The organism is Halomonas flagellata, from assembly GCF_022487945.1.
Lineage (GTDB): Bacteria > Pseudomonadota > Gammaproteobacteria > Pseudomonadales > Halomonadaceae > Halomonas > Halomonas flagellata.
On sequence record NZ_JAKVPY010000016.1, the window covers coordinates 72,974 to 87,929 of the forward strand.

12 protein-coding genes and 2 tRNA genes are annotated in these 14,956 nt (G+C 66.6%); 10 read left to right on the forward strand and 4 right to left on the reverse strand.

The genetic code is table 11. The features are described from left to right. The first annotated feature begins 140 nt into the window (after positions 1 to 140). Positions 141 to 4,094 carry a phosphoribosylformylglycinamidine synthase gene (gene purL / locus MKP05_RS13880; RefSeq protein WP_240568834.1) on the forward strand — a complete coding sequence of 1,318 codons (3,954 nt, stop codon included), beginning with the start codon at positions 141 to 143 and terminating at the stop codon, positions 4,092 to 4,094. Positions 4,095 to 4,170: 76 nt separating this feature from the next. On the opposite strand, the gene MKP05_RS13885 is transcribed toward purL, so the two are convergent. Further along, positions 4,171 to 4,719: a hypothetical protein gene (locus tag MKP05_RS13885; RefSeq protein WP_240568835.1), complete on the reverse strand. Its 549-nt coding sequence runs from the start codon at positions 4,717 to 4,719 to the stop codon at positions 4,171 to 4,173. A 377-nt stretch (positions 4,720 to 5,096) separates the two neighbouring features. On the opposite strand from MKP05_RS13885, the gene radD reads away from it, so the two are divergent. The 8 genes from radD (at position 5,097) to MKP05_RS13925 (ending at position 10,481) form a co-directional block, all read left to right on the forward strand. Beyond that, positions 5,097 to 6,929 (forward strand): DNA repair helicase RadD, encoded by a 1,833-nt coding sequence (radD, locus tag MKP05_RS13890; RefSeq protein WP_240568868.1) that lies wholly within the window; start codon positions 5,097 to 5,099, stop codon positions 6,927 to 6,929. A gap of 63 nt (positions 6,930 to 6,992) precedes the next feature. Continuing rightward, positions 6,993 to 7,235, forward strand: coding sequence for a DUF4160 domain-containing protein (locus MKP05_RS13895; protein WP_110283199.1), 243 nt, complete (start codon positions 6,993 to 6,995; stop codon positions 7,233 to 7,235). Continuing rightward, positions 7,219 to 7,467 (forward strand): DUF2442 domain-containing protein, encoded by a 249-nt coding sequence (locus tag MKP05_RS13900; RefSeq protein ID WP_110283200.1) that lies wholly within the window; start codon positions 7,219 to 7,221, stop codon positions 7,465 to 7,467. Before MKP05_RS13895 ends, MKP05_RS13900 begins: the two co-directional genes overlap by 17 nt. Before the next feature lie 115 nt (positions 7,468 to 7,582). Further along, complete coding sequence (locus tag MKP05_RS13905) at positions 7,583 to 8,503, forward strand: segregation and condensation protein A (protein WP_439108996.1); 921 nt, start codon at positions 7,583 to 7,585, stop codon at positions 8,501 to 8,503. Next, positions 8,500 to 9,366, forward strand: coding sequence for an SMC-Scp complex subunit ScpB (scpB, locus tag MKP05_RS13910; protein WP_240568837.1), 867 nt, complete (start codon positions 8,500 to 8,502; stop codon positions 9,364 to 9,366). Before MKP05_RS13905 ends, scpB begins: the two co-directional genes overlap by 4 nt. Then, a complete protein-coding gene (gene rluB, locus MKP05_RS13915; protein WP_240568839.1) occupies positions 9,363 to 10,220 on the forward strand; it encodes a 23S rRNA pseudouridine(2605) synthase RluB in 858 nt (285 codons plus the stop codon). The genes scpB and rluB overlap by 4 nt, the downstream gene beginning before the upstream one ends. Positions 10,221 to 10,299: 79 nt before the next feature. Then, positions 10,300 to 10,375, forward strand: a tRNA-Lys gene (locus MKP05_RS13920). 30 nt (positions 10,376 to 10,405) lie between these two features. Beyond that, positions 10,406 to 10,481 (forward strand) — tRNA-Lys (locus tag MKP05_RS13925). A 74-nt stretch (positions 10,482 to 10,555) separates the two neighbouring features. Here MKP05_RS13925 and MKP05_RS13930 read toward each other — a convergent pair. From MKP05_RS13930 to MKP05_RS13935, 3 genes are all read right to left on the reverse strand, one after another. Next, entirely contained in the window at positions 10,556 to 11,887 is a 1,332-nt protein-coding gene (locus MKP05_RS13930) for a peptidoglycan-binding protein (protein WP_240568841.1), read from the reverse strand. A gap of 89 nt (positions 11,888 to 11,976) precedes the next feature. Next, complete coding sequence (locus MKP05_RS21790; protein ID WP_258364117.1) at positions 11,977 to 12,111, reverse strand: hypothetical protein; 135 nt, start codon at positions 12,109 to 12,111, stop codon at positions 11,977 to 11,979. A gap of 271 nt (positions 12,112 to 12,382) precedes the next feature. Beyond that, positions 12,383 to 13,513: a diguanylate cyclase domain-containing protein gene (locus tag MKP05_RS13935; RefSeq protein WP_240568842.1), complete on the reverse strand. Its 1,131-nt coding sequence runs from the start codon at positions 13,511 to 13,513 to the stop codon at positions 12,383 to 12,385. 541 nt (positions 13,514 to 14,054) lie between these two features. Between MKP05_RS13935 and MKP05_RS13940 the strand changes: the two genes are divergently transcribed. Next, positions 14,055 to 14,774, forward strand: coding sequence for a Crp/Fnr family transcriptional regulator (locus MKP05_RS13940; RefSeq protein WP_240568844.1), 720 nt, complete (start codon positions 14,055 to 14,057; stop codon positions 14,772 to 14,774). The last annotated feature ends 182 nt before the right edge of the window (positions 14,775 to 14,956 follow it).

A 14,956-nucleotide genomic window follows, 5' to 3' on the forward strand; every position in this document is an offset into this window, starting at 1 on the left:
ACGGGGACCCGTCACCATAACCAGTGGACGGCGGGCTGTCATCTCCACGATTTCTCGCGCCCGGTGCTTTCCAGTATCATGTGCGCTCGTTGCCGCAGCGCCGCGGCCCCCCGATATATCCGTTTCAGAGGCTCCAAGACATGCTCGAACTGCGAGGCGCGCCCGCCCTTTCCGCCTTCCGTCATGCCAAGCTGCTGGCCGCCCTGCGCGACACCGTTGCCGCCGTCGAGTCGCTGCACGCCGATTACGTGCACTTCATCGACCATGACGGCGAGCTGGCCGATGATGACCTGGCCGTGCTGGAGCAGCTGCTCGACTATGGTTCCCGGGGCGTGGGTTCCCGGGGCGAGGAGGCCGCCGGCAGCAGCGAGGGCCGTCTCTTTCTGGTGGTGCCGCGCATCGGCACCCAGTCGCCCTGGTCCTCCAAGGCCACCGATATCGCCCGTAACTGCGGCCTGGCCCGGGTGCGACGCATCGAGCGCGGCATCGCCTACCGGGTGAAGCTCAAGGGCATGCTCTCGGAGAAGGCCTTCGCGGGCATCGTCGCCACCCTGCACGACCGCATGACCGAGAGCGTGCTGGCCGATGCCTCGGATGCGGCCCGGCTCTTCGCCCACCATGAACCGGCCCCGCTGGGCAGCGTCGACATCCTCGCAGGCGGCCGGCAAGCGCTGGCGACCGCCAATGTCGAACTCGGCCTGGCCCTGGCCGAGGACGAGATCGACTACCTGTGCGAGGCGTTCCGGGGGCTGGGGCGCAACCCCTCGGATGTCGAGCTGATGATGTTCGCCCAGGCCAACTCCGAGCACTGCCGCCACAAGATCTTCAACGCCGACTGGGTGATCGACGGCGAGGCGCAGACGCACTCGCTGTTCAGGATGATCAAGAACACCCATGAGGCCTCTCCCGAGAACATCCTCTCGGCCTACAGCGACAACGCCGCGGTGATCCGGGGCTCCGAGGCGGGACGTTTCTTCGCCGCCCCGCTCACCGGCAGGGCCGCCGACAAGGCCGTCTACGGCACCCACCGCGAGCCGATCCATATCCTGATGAAGGTGGAGACCCACAATCACCCGACCGCCATCGCGCCCTATCCCGGTGCCGCCACCGGTGCCGGCGGCGAGATCCGTGACGAGGGCGCCACCGGCATCGGCGGCAAGCCCAAGGCGGGCCTGACCGGCTTCACCGTCTCCAACCTGCGCATCCCCGAGTTCGTGCAGCCCTGGGAGGCCTTCGACTACGGCAAGCCGGAGCGCATGCAGTCGGCGCTGTCGATCATGCTCGACGGCCCCATCGGCGGTGCCGCCTTCAACAACGAGTTCGGCCGGCCCAACCTGGCCGGCTACTTCCGCAGTTACGAGCAGGACGCCCTGGGACATGACGGCATCGAGCGCCGCGGCTTCCACAAGCCGATCATGATCGCCGGTGGCTACGGCAATATCCGCGACGGCCATGTCCAGAAGGGCGAGATCCCGGTGGGCGGCAAGCTGATCGTGATGGGCGGCCCGGCGATGCTGATCGGCCTCGGTGGCGGAGCGGCCTCGAGCATGGCCTCCGGCGCCTCCAGCGCCGATCTCGACTTCGCCTCGGTGCAGCGCGAGAACCCCGAGATCGAGCGCCGTGCCCAGGAGGTGATCGACCGCTGCTGGGCGCTGGGCGAGGGCAACCCGGTTCGCTTCATCCACGACGTGGGCGCCGGCGGCCTCTCCAACGCCCTGCCGGAACTGGTCAAGGACGGCGAGCGCGGTGGCCTGTTCGACCTGCGTGCCGTGCCCAACGCCGAGCCGGGCATGAGCCCGCTGGAGATCTGGTGCAACGAGGCCCAGGAGCGCTACGTGCTGGCGGTGGCCCCGGAAGACCTCGACACCTTCGATGCCCTCTGTGCCCGTGAGCGTTGCCCCTATGCGGTGGTTGGCGAGGCCCTCGCGGCGCATCACCTCGAGGTGCGCGACGGCCACTTCGAGAGCAAGCCCGTCGACCTGCCGATGAGCGTGCTGTTCGGCAAGCCGCCCAAGATGCTGCGCGAGTTCAGCCGCGAGGCGAACGATCTTCCAGGGGTGATGCTCGACAACCTCGACCTGCGCGAGGCCATGGACCGGGTGCTGCGCCTGCCCACCGTGGCCTCCAAGAGCTTCCTGATCACCATCGGCGACCGTTCGATCACCGGCCAGGTGGCCCGCGACCAGATGGTCGGTCCCTGGCAGGTGCCGGTGGCCGATGTCGCCGTGACCACGGCCAGCTTCGACACCCATGCCGGCGAGGCCATGGCGCTCGGCGAGCGCCCGCCGGTGGCGCTGATCGACCCGGCGGCCAGCGCCCGCCTGGCGGTGGCCGAGGCGATCACCAACCTGGCCGCGGCGCCGATCGACAAGCTCTCCGACATCAAGCTCTCCGCCAACTGGATGAGCGCCGCCGATCATCCGGGCGAGAACCAGGCCCTGTATGACGCCGTGCACGCCGTGGGCATGGAGCTCTGCCCGGCGCTCGGCATCGCTATTCCGGTGGGCAAGGACTCCATGTCCATGCGTACCGCCTGGCAGGAGGAGAACGACGAGGGCGAGGCGGAGGAGAAGAGCGTCACCTCGCCGCTGTCGCTGGTGGTGACCGGCTTCGCCCCGGTGACCGATGCGCTGAAGACCCTGACCCCGCAGATCAACCTGGAGCAGGACGAGTCCGACCTGATCCTGATCGACCTGGGCGGTGGCCGTAACCGCCTGGGCGGCTCGGCACTGGCCCAGGTCTACGGCCAGGTGGGCCACGACTGCCCCGACCTGGACGACCCGGAGGACCTCCGGGCGTTCTTCGCGGTGATCCAGGGTCTCAACGCCGAGGGCAGGCTGCTCGCCTACCACGACCGCAGCGACGGCGGCCTGCTGGTGACCCTGCTGGAGATGGCCTTCGCCGCCCACGCCGGCCTCGAGATCAAGCTCGACTGGCTGGTCGACGAGCCCGCCGAGGCGGTGGATGCGCTGTTCGCCGAGGAGCTCGGTGCGGTGATTCAGGTCAACCGCCGGTACACCGAGGAGGTGCTGGCCCAGTTCGCCGCGGCGGGCATCGAGACCTGCGGTGTCATCGCCCGCCCGCGCTACGACGACCAGGTGCGGGTGACCCTGTTCGAGGAGCCGCTGCTCGAGACCACCCGGCTGCTCACCCAGCGGACCTGGGCCGAGACCAGCTACCGGATGCAGGCGCTGCGCGACAACCCCGACTGCGCCAAGAGCGAGTTCGACGGCCTGCTCGACGACCGCGACCCGGGCCTGTCGGCGAGTCCGACCTTCGAGGTGGACGAGGACATCGCGGCACCCTACCTCAACAAGACCCGCCCGGCGGTGGCGGTGCTGCGCGAGCAGGGCGTCAACGGCCAGGTGGAGATGGCCTGGGCCTTCGACCGCGCCGGTTTCGAGGCCATCGACGTGCATATGAGCGATATCCTCGAGGGGCGTGTGAGCCTCGAGGCGTTCCAGGGCCTGGTGGCCTGCGGCGGCTTCTCCTACGGCGACGTCCTGGGGGCCGGCGGCGGCTGGGCCAAGTCGGTGCTGTTCAACCCCCGCGCCCGGGAGCAGTTCGCGACCTTCTTCGGCCGCGACGACAGCTTCGCGCTCGGTGTGTGCAACGGCTGCCAGATGCTCGCCCAGCTCAAGGAGCTGATTCCCGGTGCCGATAACTGGCCGCGCTTCGTGCGCAACGAGTCGGAGCAGTTCGAGGCCCGGGTCTCCATGGTCCAGGTCGAGAAGAGCCCGTCGATCCTGCTCGCCGGCATGGAAGGCTCGCGCCTGCCTATCGCCGTGGCCCACGGCGAGGGGCGCACCGAGTTCCGCGACAGTGCCCACCTGCGCCGCATGCAGGGCAGTGGCCAGGTGGCCCTGCGCTACGTCGACAACTATGGCCAGGTGACCGCTCACTATCCGGCCAACCCCAACGGTTCACCCTCCGGGATCACCGGCCTGACCACCCCGGATGGCCGGGTCACCATCATGATGCCGCACCCCGAGCGGGTGGCGCGGGCGGTGACCAACTCCTGGCGGCCGGCCGAGTGGACGACGGACGGCGCCTGGCTGCGTCTGTTCCGCAATGCCCGGGTGTGGCTGGGGTGATCCTCCGGCCGTGGCGACCGGCACAATGACAAGAGGCGGCCCAGGGCCGCCTCTTGTCGTTCAGGGCGCGCGAGGGCTAGCACAGGGCGGCGGGCTGGGTGAGGCCCTCGCCGCTGGTCAAGCGCTCGCTGAGCACGCCGAGCTCGGCCTGTTTCTGTTGGACGATGGCGGCCAGCAAGAAGTGAAGGCTGGCGGGGCTGGCCTCACGCAGTTGCTCATAGAAGCATCGTGACGCCTCGGCGTCCATCAGGGCCTGGGTCAAGGCGTCGATGGCCATGTCTTCGCTGCCGATGAAATGGCAGGGAGCGGCCTCCTTCTGGCGCAGCTTGGCGTGGAGCTTGGCATAGTAGCGCTCGCTGCTCGAGAGCGGGTACAGCAGCTCCAGCCGCTGGGCGATGTGGGCCAGTTTCTTCAGGCGCGTTTCGCATTCGATGCCCAGGCCAGCCAGCAAGCGGCTGATCGCGGTATTGAAGGTCAGGAAGCTGAAGGCGAGGCGGCGGTAGCGAGTGAGCTCGGCCAGCTCGTGGCTGCCGGCAAGGGCCAGCAGCTGGTCGACACGCCAGGGGTTCTGGCGGGGGGAGAGCGGGGGAGGCGTGGGACTTCGGGTGGATGTCGTCGTCGGCATGGCGGTGTCCTCTCGTTGAAAGGGAGTGACATCGAGTATTCCGACAGCCGCATGCTGAACAAGGGCGACCGGCGGGGGGATGCCCGTCAAGTGTCGAGGATCAAAGTCCCTTTGATCGGTGATCTCCTACCTCTGTGATGAGAAATATCAGACTCCAGTGATGAGTATCGCCATCACGTCTTGGACATTGGTCTGATACATGGCGGTCTGCTCACTATAGTCCAGACGCCGAGGTTCACGGATGAAAGTTCTTCAAGGCGAAAGCTCTTCGGCTGCGCGTCAGGAATGTTGCCGGCCGTCGGCCACGCTTCTGCCCCCTGACGGGGGCGGTGGTGGCGGGTAAGATGGCGGCGTTTCCTCGCCATCCCGGTTCCGCCATGCCCGCCGAGTTCGTCGCTACCTCCCCGTCGCCCCCTGCGTTGCGTCCTTATCAACGGGAGGCGGTCGGCCGGGTGGTGGCGCACTTCCGCGCCGCGGACGACCCGGCGGTGGTGGTGTTGCCCACCGGCAGCGGCAAGTCGCTGGTGATCGCCGAGCTGGCGCGGTTGGCCCGGGGGCGGGTGCTGGTGCTGGCCCATGTGCGCGAACTCGTCGAGCAGAACCACGCCAAGTACCTCGCCTACGGGCTCGAGGCCGATATCTTCAGCGCCGGCCTCGGCCGCAAGGAGGCGGCCCGCCAGGTGGTGTTCGGCTCGGTGCAGTCGGTGGTGCGCAACCTCGAGAGTTTCGACGACGGCAATTTCACCCTGCTGGTGATCGACGAGTGTCACCGGGTCGCCCTGGACGAGGAGTCGAGCTACCGCCGGGTGATCGACCACCTGGGCGCCCGCAATCCGCGCCTCAAGGTGCTGGGGCTGACCGCGACGCCCTATCGGCTGGGTCAGGGCTTCATCTACCACCGCCACCACCACGGCATGGTGCGAGGCGGGGAGGACTGCTTCTTCCGCGACTGCGTGTTCGAGCAGCCGCTGCGGCTGATGGTCAAGCAGGGCTACCTGGCGAAACCGACGCGGATCGATGCCGCCGTCGAACGCTACGACTTCTCGCGGCTCACCCCCTCGGCCGACGGGCTGTTCCGCGAGGAGGAGCTCAACCGGGTGGTGGCCGGCCACCGTGCCACGCCGGGCATCATCGCCGAGGTGGTCGTGCGTGCCCGCGAGCGCCGGGGCGTGATGCTGTTCGCCGCCAGCGTGGCCCACGCCGAGGAGATCCTCGGCTACCTGCCGGCCCAGGCGGCGGCGCTGGTCACCGGGGCGACGCCCTCCGCCGAGCGCGAGGCGATCATCGCCGCCTTCAAGGCGCAGCGGCTCAAGTACCTGGTCAACGTGGCGGTGTTGACCACCGGCTTCGATGCCCCCCATGTGGACCTGATCGCGATCCTGCGGCCCACCGAGTCGGTGAGCCTCTACCAGCAGATCGTCGGCCGCGGCCTGCGCCTCGCCCCGGGCAAGGCCGACTGCCTGATCCTCGACTATGCCGGCAACCCCTGGGACCTCTACGCGCCCGAGGTGGGCAGCCCCGGGCCCGCCGGCGACACCGAGCCGGTGCAGGTCGCGTGCCCCGCCTGCGGCCACGCCAACCTGTTCTGGGGGCGGCGTGAGGGGGATATCGTCATCGAGCACTTCGGCCGCCGCTGCCAGGGGCTCGTTGACGATGCGTCGAGCGCCCCGTCCGAGCACGAGCAACGCGGCGCGGGGTCGGGCGCCTGTAAAAAGCGCCAGTGCGACTTCCGCTACCGCTTCAAGGTCTGTGAGCAGTGCGGTGCCGAGAACGACATCGCCGCCCGGCGCTGCCACGGCTGCCAGACGCTGCTGGTCGATGCCGACGACAAGCTCCGGGAGGCGTTGCGCCTGAAGGACGCCCGAGTGCTGCGGGTCAGCGGCATGCAGCTCGAGGCGACCGTCAACGGCCGCGGCCTGCCGCGCCTGAAGGTGACCTATCACGACGAGGATGGCGCGACGCTCACCGAGTGGTTCGCCCTGGAGACCCCGGCCCAGCGGCGCGCCTTCACCGCGGTCTTCCTGCGCGACCACCTGCGCGCGCCGGGCTCGCGCTGGCAGCCCGCCACGCCCGAGGCGGTGATCGAGGGGGAGCGGCGGCTGCGTGCCCCGGACTTCGTGGTGGGGCGCCAGGTGGGTCGCCTCTGGCAGGTGCGCGAGAAGCTCTTCGACTACACCGGGCGCTATCGCAAGGCAGAGGCGGCGGAGTAGGGTGGCTTGCTATCTCAAGATGGCCGCGGTTGAATGACCCTTGGGTCGCCGGGGGAGTCAGACATGCCAACCGTGCTGCGTCTGGATGGCTTCAAGTTCTTCTTCTATTCAGATGAAGGTGATCCCAGAGAGCCACCGCATATCCATGTTTTCAAGGCGGGTTCTGAAGCCAAGTTCTGGTTGGTTCCTGAGGTTCAGCTGGCTCGGAATGACGGTTTCGATGCACGGATGCTGCGTCGAATTTCCGCTATGGTCGCGCAGCATCGTAAGGCACTGGAGGAGGCCTGGCATGAATATTTCGCCTAAACGTGTGACGTTTGATGAAGATAGCTTCTGGGTTGAGCTGAGTGACGGTCGTACGATCGGTGTGCCTCTTGCCTGGTATCCGCGGCTGCTGAATGCCACTCCCGGGCAGCTGGCCGACTATGAGCTGAGCCCTCGAGGGATCCATTGGGACGCCCTGGATGAAGATGTGTCCGTGGAGGGCATCCTGGCCGGGCGTGGTGACATAACGCGCCACCGTCAGGCGGTGGCATAGAAGTTGTCCAATGGTTGTCGTGGCGCCACCGGGTTCATACTGTTTCCCTTGGCGTGCTCTTGCTAGACTGGCGCGTTGATCCCGCGTCCCCGGAGAGGCACGCCGCGTGAGTACCATCCCCGATACCGCCAGCAGCCCCGAGCAGACAACCGTCGCGGCCCAGCAGGCCGCGGTGCTGGGGCGGCTGTTCGACGAGCCGATCACCGAGCTGCCGGAGGACCTCTACATTCCTCCGGAGGCGCTGCGGGTCTTCCTCGAGGCCTTCGAGGGGCCGCTCGACCTGCTGCTCTACCTGATCCGCCGCCAGAACCTCGATATCCTGGCCATCGACGTGGCCGCCATCACCCGCCAGTACATCGAGTACGTGGAGCTGATGAAGGCGCTGGAGATCGAGCTGGCCGGGGAATACTTGCTGATGGCGGCGATGCTCGCCGAGATCAAGTCGCGCACCCTGCTGCCGCGCCCGCCGAAGGAGGGCGGCGACGACGAGGAGGCGGATCCGCGGGCCGAGCTGATCCGCCGCCTGCAGGAGTACGAACAGCTCAAGAGTGCCGCCGAGGCGCTGGCCGAGCTGCCGCGCCTGGGGCGCGACTGGTTCCCGGCGCGGGCCGTGCTGCCGCCGCTGGAATCCCGGCTAATCCATCCCGATGTCGAACTCGACGAGCTGCTCGGGGCGCTGGCCGGCATCCTGCGTCGCGCCGAGCTCAACCAGGCGCACCAGATCAGCCGCGAGGTGCTCTCGACCCGGGAGCGGATGCTCAGGATCATGGAGCGGCTGAGCCACGAGCACTTCACCCCCTTCGAGGCGCTGTTCACCCTGGAAGAGGGCCGGGCGGGGGTGGTGGTGACCTTCATGGCGATCCTCGAGCTGGCCAAGGAGGCGATGATCGAGATCGTGCAGAACGCCCCGCTGTCGGCGATCCATGTGCGGGCCCGGGCGGCGCTGGCGGCGGACGAGGAGGACGTCTTCGCGGCGGAGGGTGACGCGGGCGGCGAGAGCCCCTTCGAGGACGATGAGGGGAGTGCGCCGGCATGACCGCCATGGAGTTTCCCGATGCCCTGGACGAGATCCTCGAGGCGGCACTGCTGGCCGCCGGGGAGCCGCTGGGCCTCGACCGGCTGGAGGCACTGTTCGACGATCACGAGCGGCCGCCGCGTCGCGCCCTGCGCGAGGCGCTGGAGCGGCTCGGCATCCGCCACGAGCGCGGCGCCATGGAGCTGATCGAGACCGCCTCGGGCTACCAGCTGCGTATCCGCCCGCGGCTCTCGGCCTGGGTCTCACGGCTGTGGGACGAACGCCCCCAGCGCTACTCCCGGGCGCTGCTCGAGACCCTGGCGCTGATCGCCTACCGCCAGCCGGTGACCCGCGGCGACATCGAGGAGGTGCGCGGGGTCACGGTGAGCGGCTCGATCATGCGCACCCTGCTCGAGCGTGGCTGGGTCCGGGTGGTAGGGCACCGCGACGTGCCGGGGCGACCGGCGGTCTATGCCACCACCCGAAGTTTCCTCGACGACTTCGGCCTCAAGACCCTCGATGAGCTGCCGCCGATGCACGAGCTCAAGGAGTTCGACGAGCCGCTCTTCGAGGAGGACGCGCCACCGCCGCCCCAGGAGGCGCTGCTGGCCCAGGCCGACGCCCCTCCCGACGAGGGGGGCGAGCAGACGGCGGCCGATGGAGAGGCCTTTGATCATGATGACCTCGCGCCGGCCGATGCCGCCGAGGTCTCCGAACCGACGGCCGGGACGGCCGACGATGACCACGCCGGGACGGCGTCAGAACGGACCGGGCTGAGCTTCGCCGATCTCGAGGCCCGCCTGTCCGAACGTGCCCGGGGCTGCGTCGACGATGACGCTGCCCCGGGGGCGGAATCCACATCCAGTGAGACCGACGACCGATGAGCGACACCACCGAGAAACTACAGAAGGTCCTGGCCCGTGCCGGGCTGGGCTCGCGCCGCGAGATGGAGACCGCTATCGCCGATGGCCGGGTCAAGGTCAACGGCAAGGTCGCGACCCTGGGCGACCGCATCGAGATGCGCGACCGGGTCAGCGTCGACGACCGGCCGGTGACCCTGCGTGGCGCCGAGGAGGTGCCGCGCCGGGTGATCATGTACAACAAGCCCGAGGGCGAGCTCTGCACCCGCAAGGACCCGGAAGGACGGCGTACCGTCTTCGATCGCCTGCCGCGCCTCAAGGGCGAGCGCTGGATCGCCATCGGCCGGCTCGACATCAACACCAGCGGCCTGCTGCTGTTCACCACCGACGGCGAACTGGCCAATCGGCTGATGCACCCCTCCACCCAGGTGGAACGCGAGTACGCGGTGCGGGTGATGGGCGAGGTGACCAGGGAGCAGATCGTGGCCATGGTCGAGGGGGTGATGCTCGACGACGGCCCGGCGCGCTTCACCGACGTCCAGGAATTCGGCGGCGAGGGCATCAACACCTGGTTCCATGTGGTGATCATGGAGGGCCGCAACCGCGAGGTGCGCCGCCTGTGGGAGTCCCAGGGGCTCACCGTCAGCCGCCTCAAGCGGGTGCGCTACGGCAACATCTTCCTCGACAAGCGGGCCAAGGCCGGCGAGTGGACTGAGCTCTCCCAGGACGAGATCGACGACCTGGCGGCCCAGGCCGGACTGGCGCCGCGCAAGGTGCCGGAGCTGACCCCGGACGAGAAGAATCGCTGGAGCCGCGACAAGCACAAGCGCCGGCCGGTGCAGGCGATGCGCAAGCCGAAGGGCCACCGCAGCCGCTGAGGCGACGAGCCTGCGACCAAAGGCAAAAAAGCGCTTGCTTTCAGGGGGCTGGGTGAGTAATATCTGCACCCGTTCGGACGGGTCGTTAGCTCAGTTGGTAGAGCAGTTGGCTTTTAACCAATTGGTCGTAGGTTCGAATCCTACACGACCCACCATCCGAGCCTGTATGCTTGTCCGCAAGCACCGGGTCGTTAGCTCAGTTGGTAGAGCAGTTGGCTTTTAACCAATTGGTCGTAGGTTCGAATCCTACACGACCCACCAGATTGCCAAACAAAGCGCCCTCGCTTCCAGAAAGCGAGGGCGCTTTGTCGTTATGGGTCCGGTTGATTGTTTCCCTAATGCTCCAGCCGTACCCGGCGGAGGTTGTAATCGCCGCCATGATTCACCAGCACGAAGCCCTGGAAGCCTTGGCGCAGGCGCCGATCGTGTGCCTGCAGCACACGCCGGCCATCCACCCAGACTTGCATGTTCCCGCTCTCGTCGCGGGTCCAGCTCAGCATATGGAAACGGCCATCCTCGAGGTCGAGCGTGCCCTCGCTGCTGGCGATCACCTCGCCCCCATCGGCCGTCATCCGTACCAGGCTAAGCCCGGGCCGTGAGCCGGGATTGTAGACCAGGCGGTAGCCTCCACCGGGCTGGTTGCCCTGGAACAGCCCCAGTGCCAGGCTGCCCGGCCGCTGGTAGGAGGCCAGTTCCAGCTCCAGTCTGAAGGCGTTGTCGACCGGTGCATGGACGAAAATCCGGGCCGCGTCCCCGAACTCGACCTCCGTCGCCTCCGGCGATGCCGCGTCAGGCTTCAGCCCGCCCTCCTGTCCGAGGATCAACTGGAGCATCGCCAGGCCGATCTCCTCCGGTCGTTCCGGGCGGAGCGTCGGTGAGGCGGGCGTGACCACCTGTGGTTTCTCCACGATGCTGCGTAACCCGCCATCATCGATGTCGAAGCGTCCGCTGAGCACGGTCCAGGGTGGGTTGCGCCGGAAATCGCCGTCGCTGAAGGCGTCGTCCAGGGCGACCCGTCTTTCCGGTGTCGGTTCCGGCTCGGGTGGCACCGTGGCCGCCGGCTCCCGGCCCGTCTGCCGCAATCGAGCCAGCAGTGCCGTCGTCGGTTGACCGTCCTGGGCCAGGCCCACCGTGCCCTGGTAATCGCGAATCGCATTACGGCTGCGAGTTCCCATCAGACCGTCCACCGGGCCGGCCTCGTAACCTAGCCGGTTGAGTTCACGCTGGACTTCGGCCACCAGTTGTCGGCCGGACAGGGTCTCGACGGGAGGCGATGGTTCGGGTGCTATCCCTGACGGTGTCGCCCTCGGCTGCCAGGCGCGGGCTGCCTGTTGGGCCTCGCTGATCTGCTGCGCGGTCATCCGCGCCGCCACGGCATCGCGCGCAGCGGCGGCACGGCGGTGGCCGCGAGCCGCGGCCAGGTTGTACCACTTGTGCGCCTCCACGAAGTCCTGGAGCGTCCCTTGGCCGGCCTCGTGCATTTGCCCAAGCATGTACTGGGCCTCGGCGTCGCCGGTGGTGGCAAGCCGGTCGAACATCTGCAAGGCCTGGCGGTACTCCTGCCGCTCGTATGTCTGCAGGGCGTCGGTGTAGCCGTCATCGGCGTTGGTCAGCGCGATGTGACCGAACAGAAAGAGCAGGAACACGAATCCTTTGATGATGGTCACGGGGGCGTCTCCAGTGAACGGGGTCTTCGGCCTGCAGCCTCCCGGCTTCACCGTGCTGTCTTGCCAATCAACTTCTCTCGTCGCTTGTCTCAACGCAGACCGAGAACGGAGAGAACCACCAGCACGATGACGACTGCACCGACGATATAGACGATATTGTTCATGAAGTTTTCCTCTGCGGCGCATTTTCCTGTTTCAGGATGCTGCGGGATGGTTCGTGTCATGATGGCGTCGCAGTCCGTGCGACGCTTGGCGCAACTCCCTGTATAGGCTGTTCCCTTGCCACACCCATGTTGAGGCTATGCCAACGGCGCCCCCCCCGTCTGTGCGCTGGCGTACATGGCGCCTCACGTCCTGATGCCTGGTGGAACGATCGGCCCATTGGACTGTGCCACGGCAGTGAACCTGGCAGGCTGAGCGGGATCGAGCATCGGATGCTTCCCGGGAACAGGGCCCAGGCACGGGAACGACCTCCGTGGACCGCCCGATCTTCGGCTAAAAGTCGAACAAGAATTGCGATGGCTGGAGGGACCGATGCAGACCTGGTTCGCTCCGCCTTCGTCGAATGGGCAGGGTATTCATCTCATCCGTGAAGCAGTAATGTCCATTTCGGCCATTTCGCTTGGTGTGGTACATGGCCGTGTCGGCGTTGTGCATGAGGGTATCGGCATCGTCGGCATCATCCGGGTAGAGGCTGATGCCGATGCTTAGCGTGATGAGGAGTTCATGACCATGGATACGGTACGGCCTGCCCAGGACGGCAAGCAGTTTTTCCGCGACCTTGGTGGCATCTTCGGGTTGCCTGATCTCGGCAAGCAGGATCACGAATTCGTCGCCACCCTGACGACAGACGGTGTCGATGTCGCGCATGCACTCCTGAAGACGACCCGCAACCGCCTGGAGCAGGCTGTCACCCAAGGCATGGCCGAGCGAGTCATTGATGGGCTTGAAGGCATCAAGGTCAAGATAGAGCAGGGCGACCAGATGTCGGTGTCGTCGGGCCAGGCCAATGGCTCGGGAGAGCCGTTCCGTCAGCAGGGCGCGACTGGGCAGGCCGGTGAGCGCATCATGCTGCGCCAGGTAGGCCATCTTCTCCAACATGGCCTGTGACTGAGAGGCGTCGTGGAACACGATCACGGCGCCGGTGACTCGACCCTCCCGGTCATGGATGGGCGCCGCTGAATCCTCGATCTCGAGCTTGCTGCCATCCTGGCGGACGAGCACGCAATCCAGAGCGAAGCCTACCGTTTTGTTCTCCTCGATGGCGCGCCGCCCAGGGAGGATGGTCGTTTGATGTGTCTTGCCATCGACAAGATGGAACACGCGGGAAAGTGGCTTGCCGATCGCCTCCGATTCTGACCAGCCTGTCAGGGTTTCAGCCACTCGGTTCATGTAGGTGACCGTACCGTGAAGGTCGATGGTCAGGACGGCATCGCCAATGGCGTTGAGGGCCACCCGAGCCCATGCCCTCTCGGCATCCAGGGCTGCTGCGACTTCCCGTCTCGAGGCGTTGGTCGCCTTTCGCTCGGGGAGGTCCTCCACTGTCGGGGTGTGACCTTGCCGCACCGACTCCTCGGCGCGTAAGAAGGCGGAAGGGAGCTGCGTCCAGGCGGTGCCCTGAAGCATCGGGTCGTCTCTCATGCACTCGGCCTGGGAACGCGCATTACCCCTGGGCCGCACGCTCATAGGTGGGGCAAGAGCGGCGTGGCCCGGTGCGGCGCTCGAGTTCGTGAGACAAGAGGCGTGATCATCAGAAACGTTGGCACTACCCATGAGTTGGTTTCCTGTTCCGCCTGCGTGTGAGTCTCGGTGGGACGGCACTGCCTGACCTGAGCCTTGGGGCCTGGCCGGTATCCAGCGAGCGTAGTGGCGTGACGGAGCCACTTCCGTGCGCTAGCGTACACAGTAAGTACTCGGTTGCTGCGCCTGTGTCGGCGAGTGGGGGAGTGCAGCGAGATCCGCGTGAGTCGGTGTTTCTTGTTTTAATTCAATTGGTTGTAGGCTGCCTGGTGATACAGGGCAGCCTGTTGCCTGTCTCTAGATGTGATCAGGGGTGAGTCCGGCAAGGATATCCTGCGGCTGCCTCGTATCGTCAACCACCATCGGACAAGTCCGCTTTTCGTGCCCTGTGGTCGGGGGTGGCTTGCCCGATACGGGAGTGTCAGTCATGGCCCTGCAACATGACCTTCGTCAGAATCACTTGCTGGCGGCCCTGCCGAAGGATGAATACCAGCGCTTGGCGCCCCACCTCGAGCGGGTCGAGCTGACGCTGGGGGATTCTCTGGTCGAGTCGGGAAAGGTGATGCGCCATGTCTATTTCCCGACGGATTCCATCGTATCGCTACTGTGCGTCATGGAAGATGGTGATTCGACGGAAATTGCCGTCGTCGGTGCCGAGGGTATCGTCGGCATCTCGCTGTTCATGGGCGGCGAAACCACACCGAGCCGTGCCATCGTGCAGAGTGCCGGCAGCGCCTATCGCCTCAAGGGGCAGCTGCTGAAGGACGAATTCGATCGCGCGTCAACGCTTCAGCACTTGTTATTGCGTTACACCCAGGCCCTGATCACCCAGATGGCTCAGACAGCGGTATGCAACCGGCATCACAGCCTGGATCAGCAGCTGTGTCGCTGGCTGTTGCTGAGCCTGGATCGCTTGCCGACCAACGAGCTGGTCATGACCCAGGAACTGATCGCCAATATGCTCGGGGTGCGCCGCGAGGGCGTCACCGAGTCGGCCGGCAAGCTGCAGAGGGCTGGCCTGATTTCCTACCATCGCGGGCATATCAGCATCCTGGACAGGCCTGGCCTGGAAGCGCGGGTCTGTGAATGCTATGTGGTCGTCAAGAAGGAGTACGATCGCCTGCTGAGCTATCATCGCCCCGGGTGAAGGGTCTATTTCCCTCGCGGACCGGTAGGGTACGCAAGCAGGTCGTGTCCTGCGTGTGTATCCTGGCGCACCGACGGCATGATGATGGACATGCCAGTGTTCGCTTAGCGGCTTGTTGGTGATTGCCTGATCACCCCCTGGCTGCCGTCGACGTCGGACCCTAGTGATTTCTTGCCATGTGC

Excerpts from the sequence above, each read along its gene's own strand:
- MKP05_RS21790 (WP_258364117.1), bottom strand. The coding sequence starts at position 12,111 with ATGACACGAACCATCCCGCAGCATCCTGAAACAGGAAAATGCGCCGCA.
- radD (WP_240568868.1), top strand. The coding sequence starts at position 5,097 with ATGCCCGCCGAGTTCGTCGCTACCTCCCCGTCGCCCCCTGCGTTGCGT.
- MKP05_RS13895 (WP_110283199.1), top strand. The coding sequence starts at position 6,993 with ATGCCAACCGTGCTGCGTCTGGATGGCTTCAAGTTCTTCTTCTATTCA.
- MKP05_RS13940 (WP_240568844.1), top strand. The coding sequence starts at position 14,055 with ATGGCCCTGCAACATGACCTTCGTCAGAATCACTTGCTGGCGGCCCTG.
- purL (WP_240568834.1), top strand. The coding sequence starts at position 141 with ATGCTCGAACTGCGAGGCGCGCCCGCCCTTTCCGCCTTCCGTCATGCC.
- MKP05_RS13935 (WP_240568842.1), bottom strand. The coding sequence starts at position 13,513 with ATGCTTCAGGGCACCGCCTGGACGCAGCTCCCTTCCGCCTTCTTACGC.
- MKP05_RS13885 (WP_240568835.1), bottom strand. The coding sequence starts at position 4,719 with ATGCCGACGACGACATCCACCCGAAGTCCCACGCCTCCCCCGCTCTCC.
- MKP05_RS13900 (WP_110283200.1), top strand. The coding sequence starts at position 7,219 with ATGAATATTTCGCCTAAACGTGTGACGTTTGATGAAGATAGCTTCTGG.
- rluB (WP_240568839.1), top strand. The coding sequence starts at position 9,363 with ATGAGCGACACCACCGAGAAACTACAGAAGGTCCTGGCCCGTGCCGGG.
- scpB (WP_240568837.1), top strand. The coding sequence starts at position 8,500 with ATGACCGCCATGGAGTTTCCCGATGCCCTGGACGAGATCCTCGAGGCG.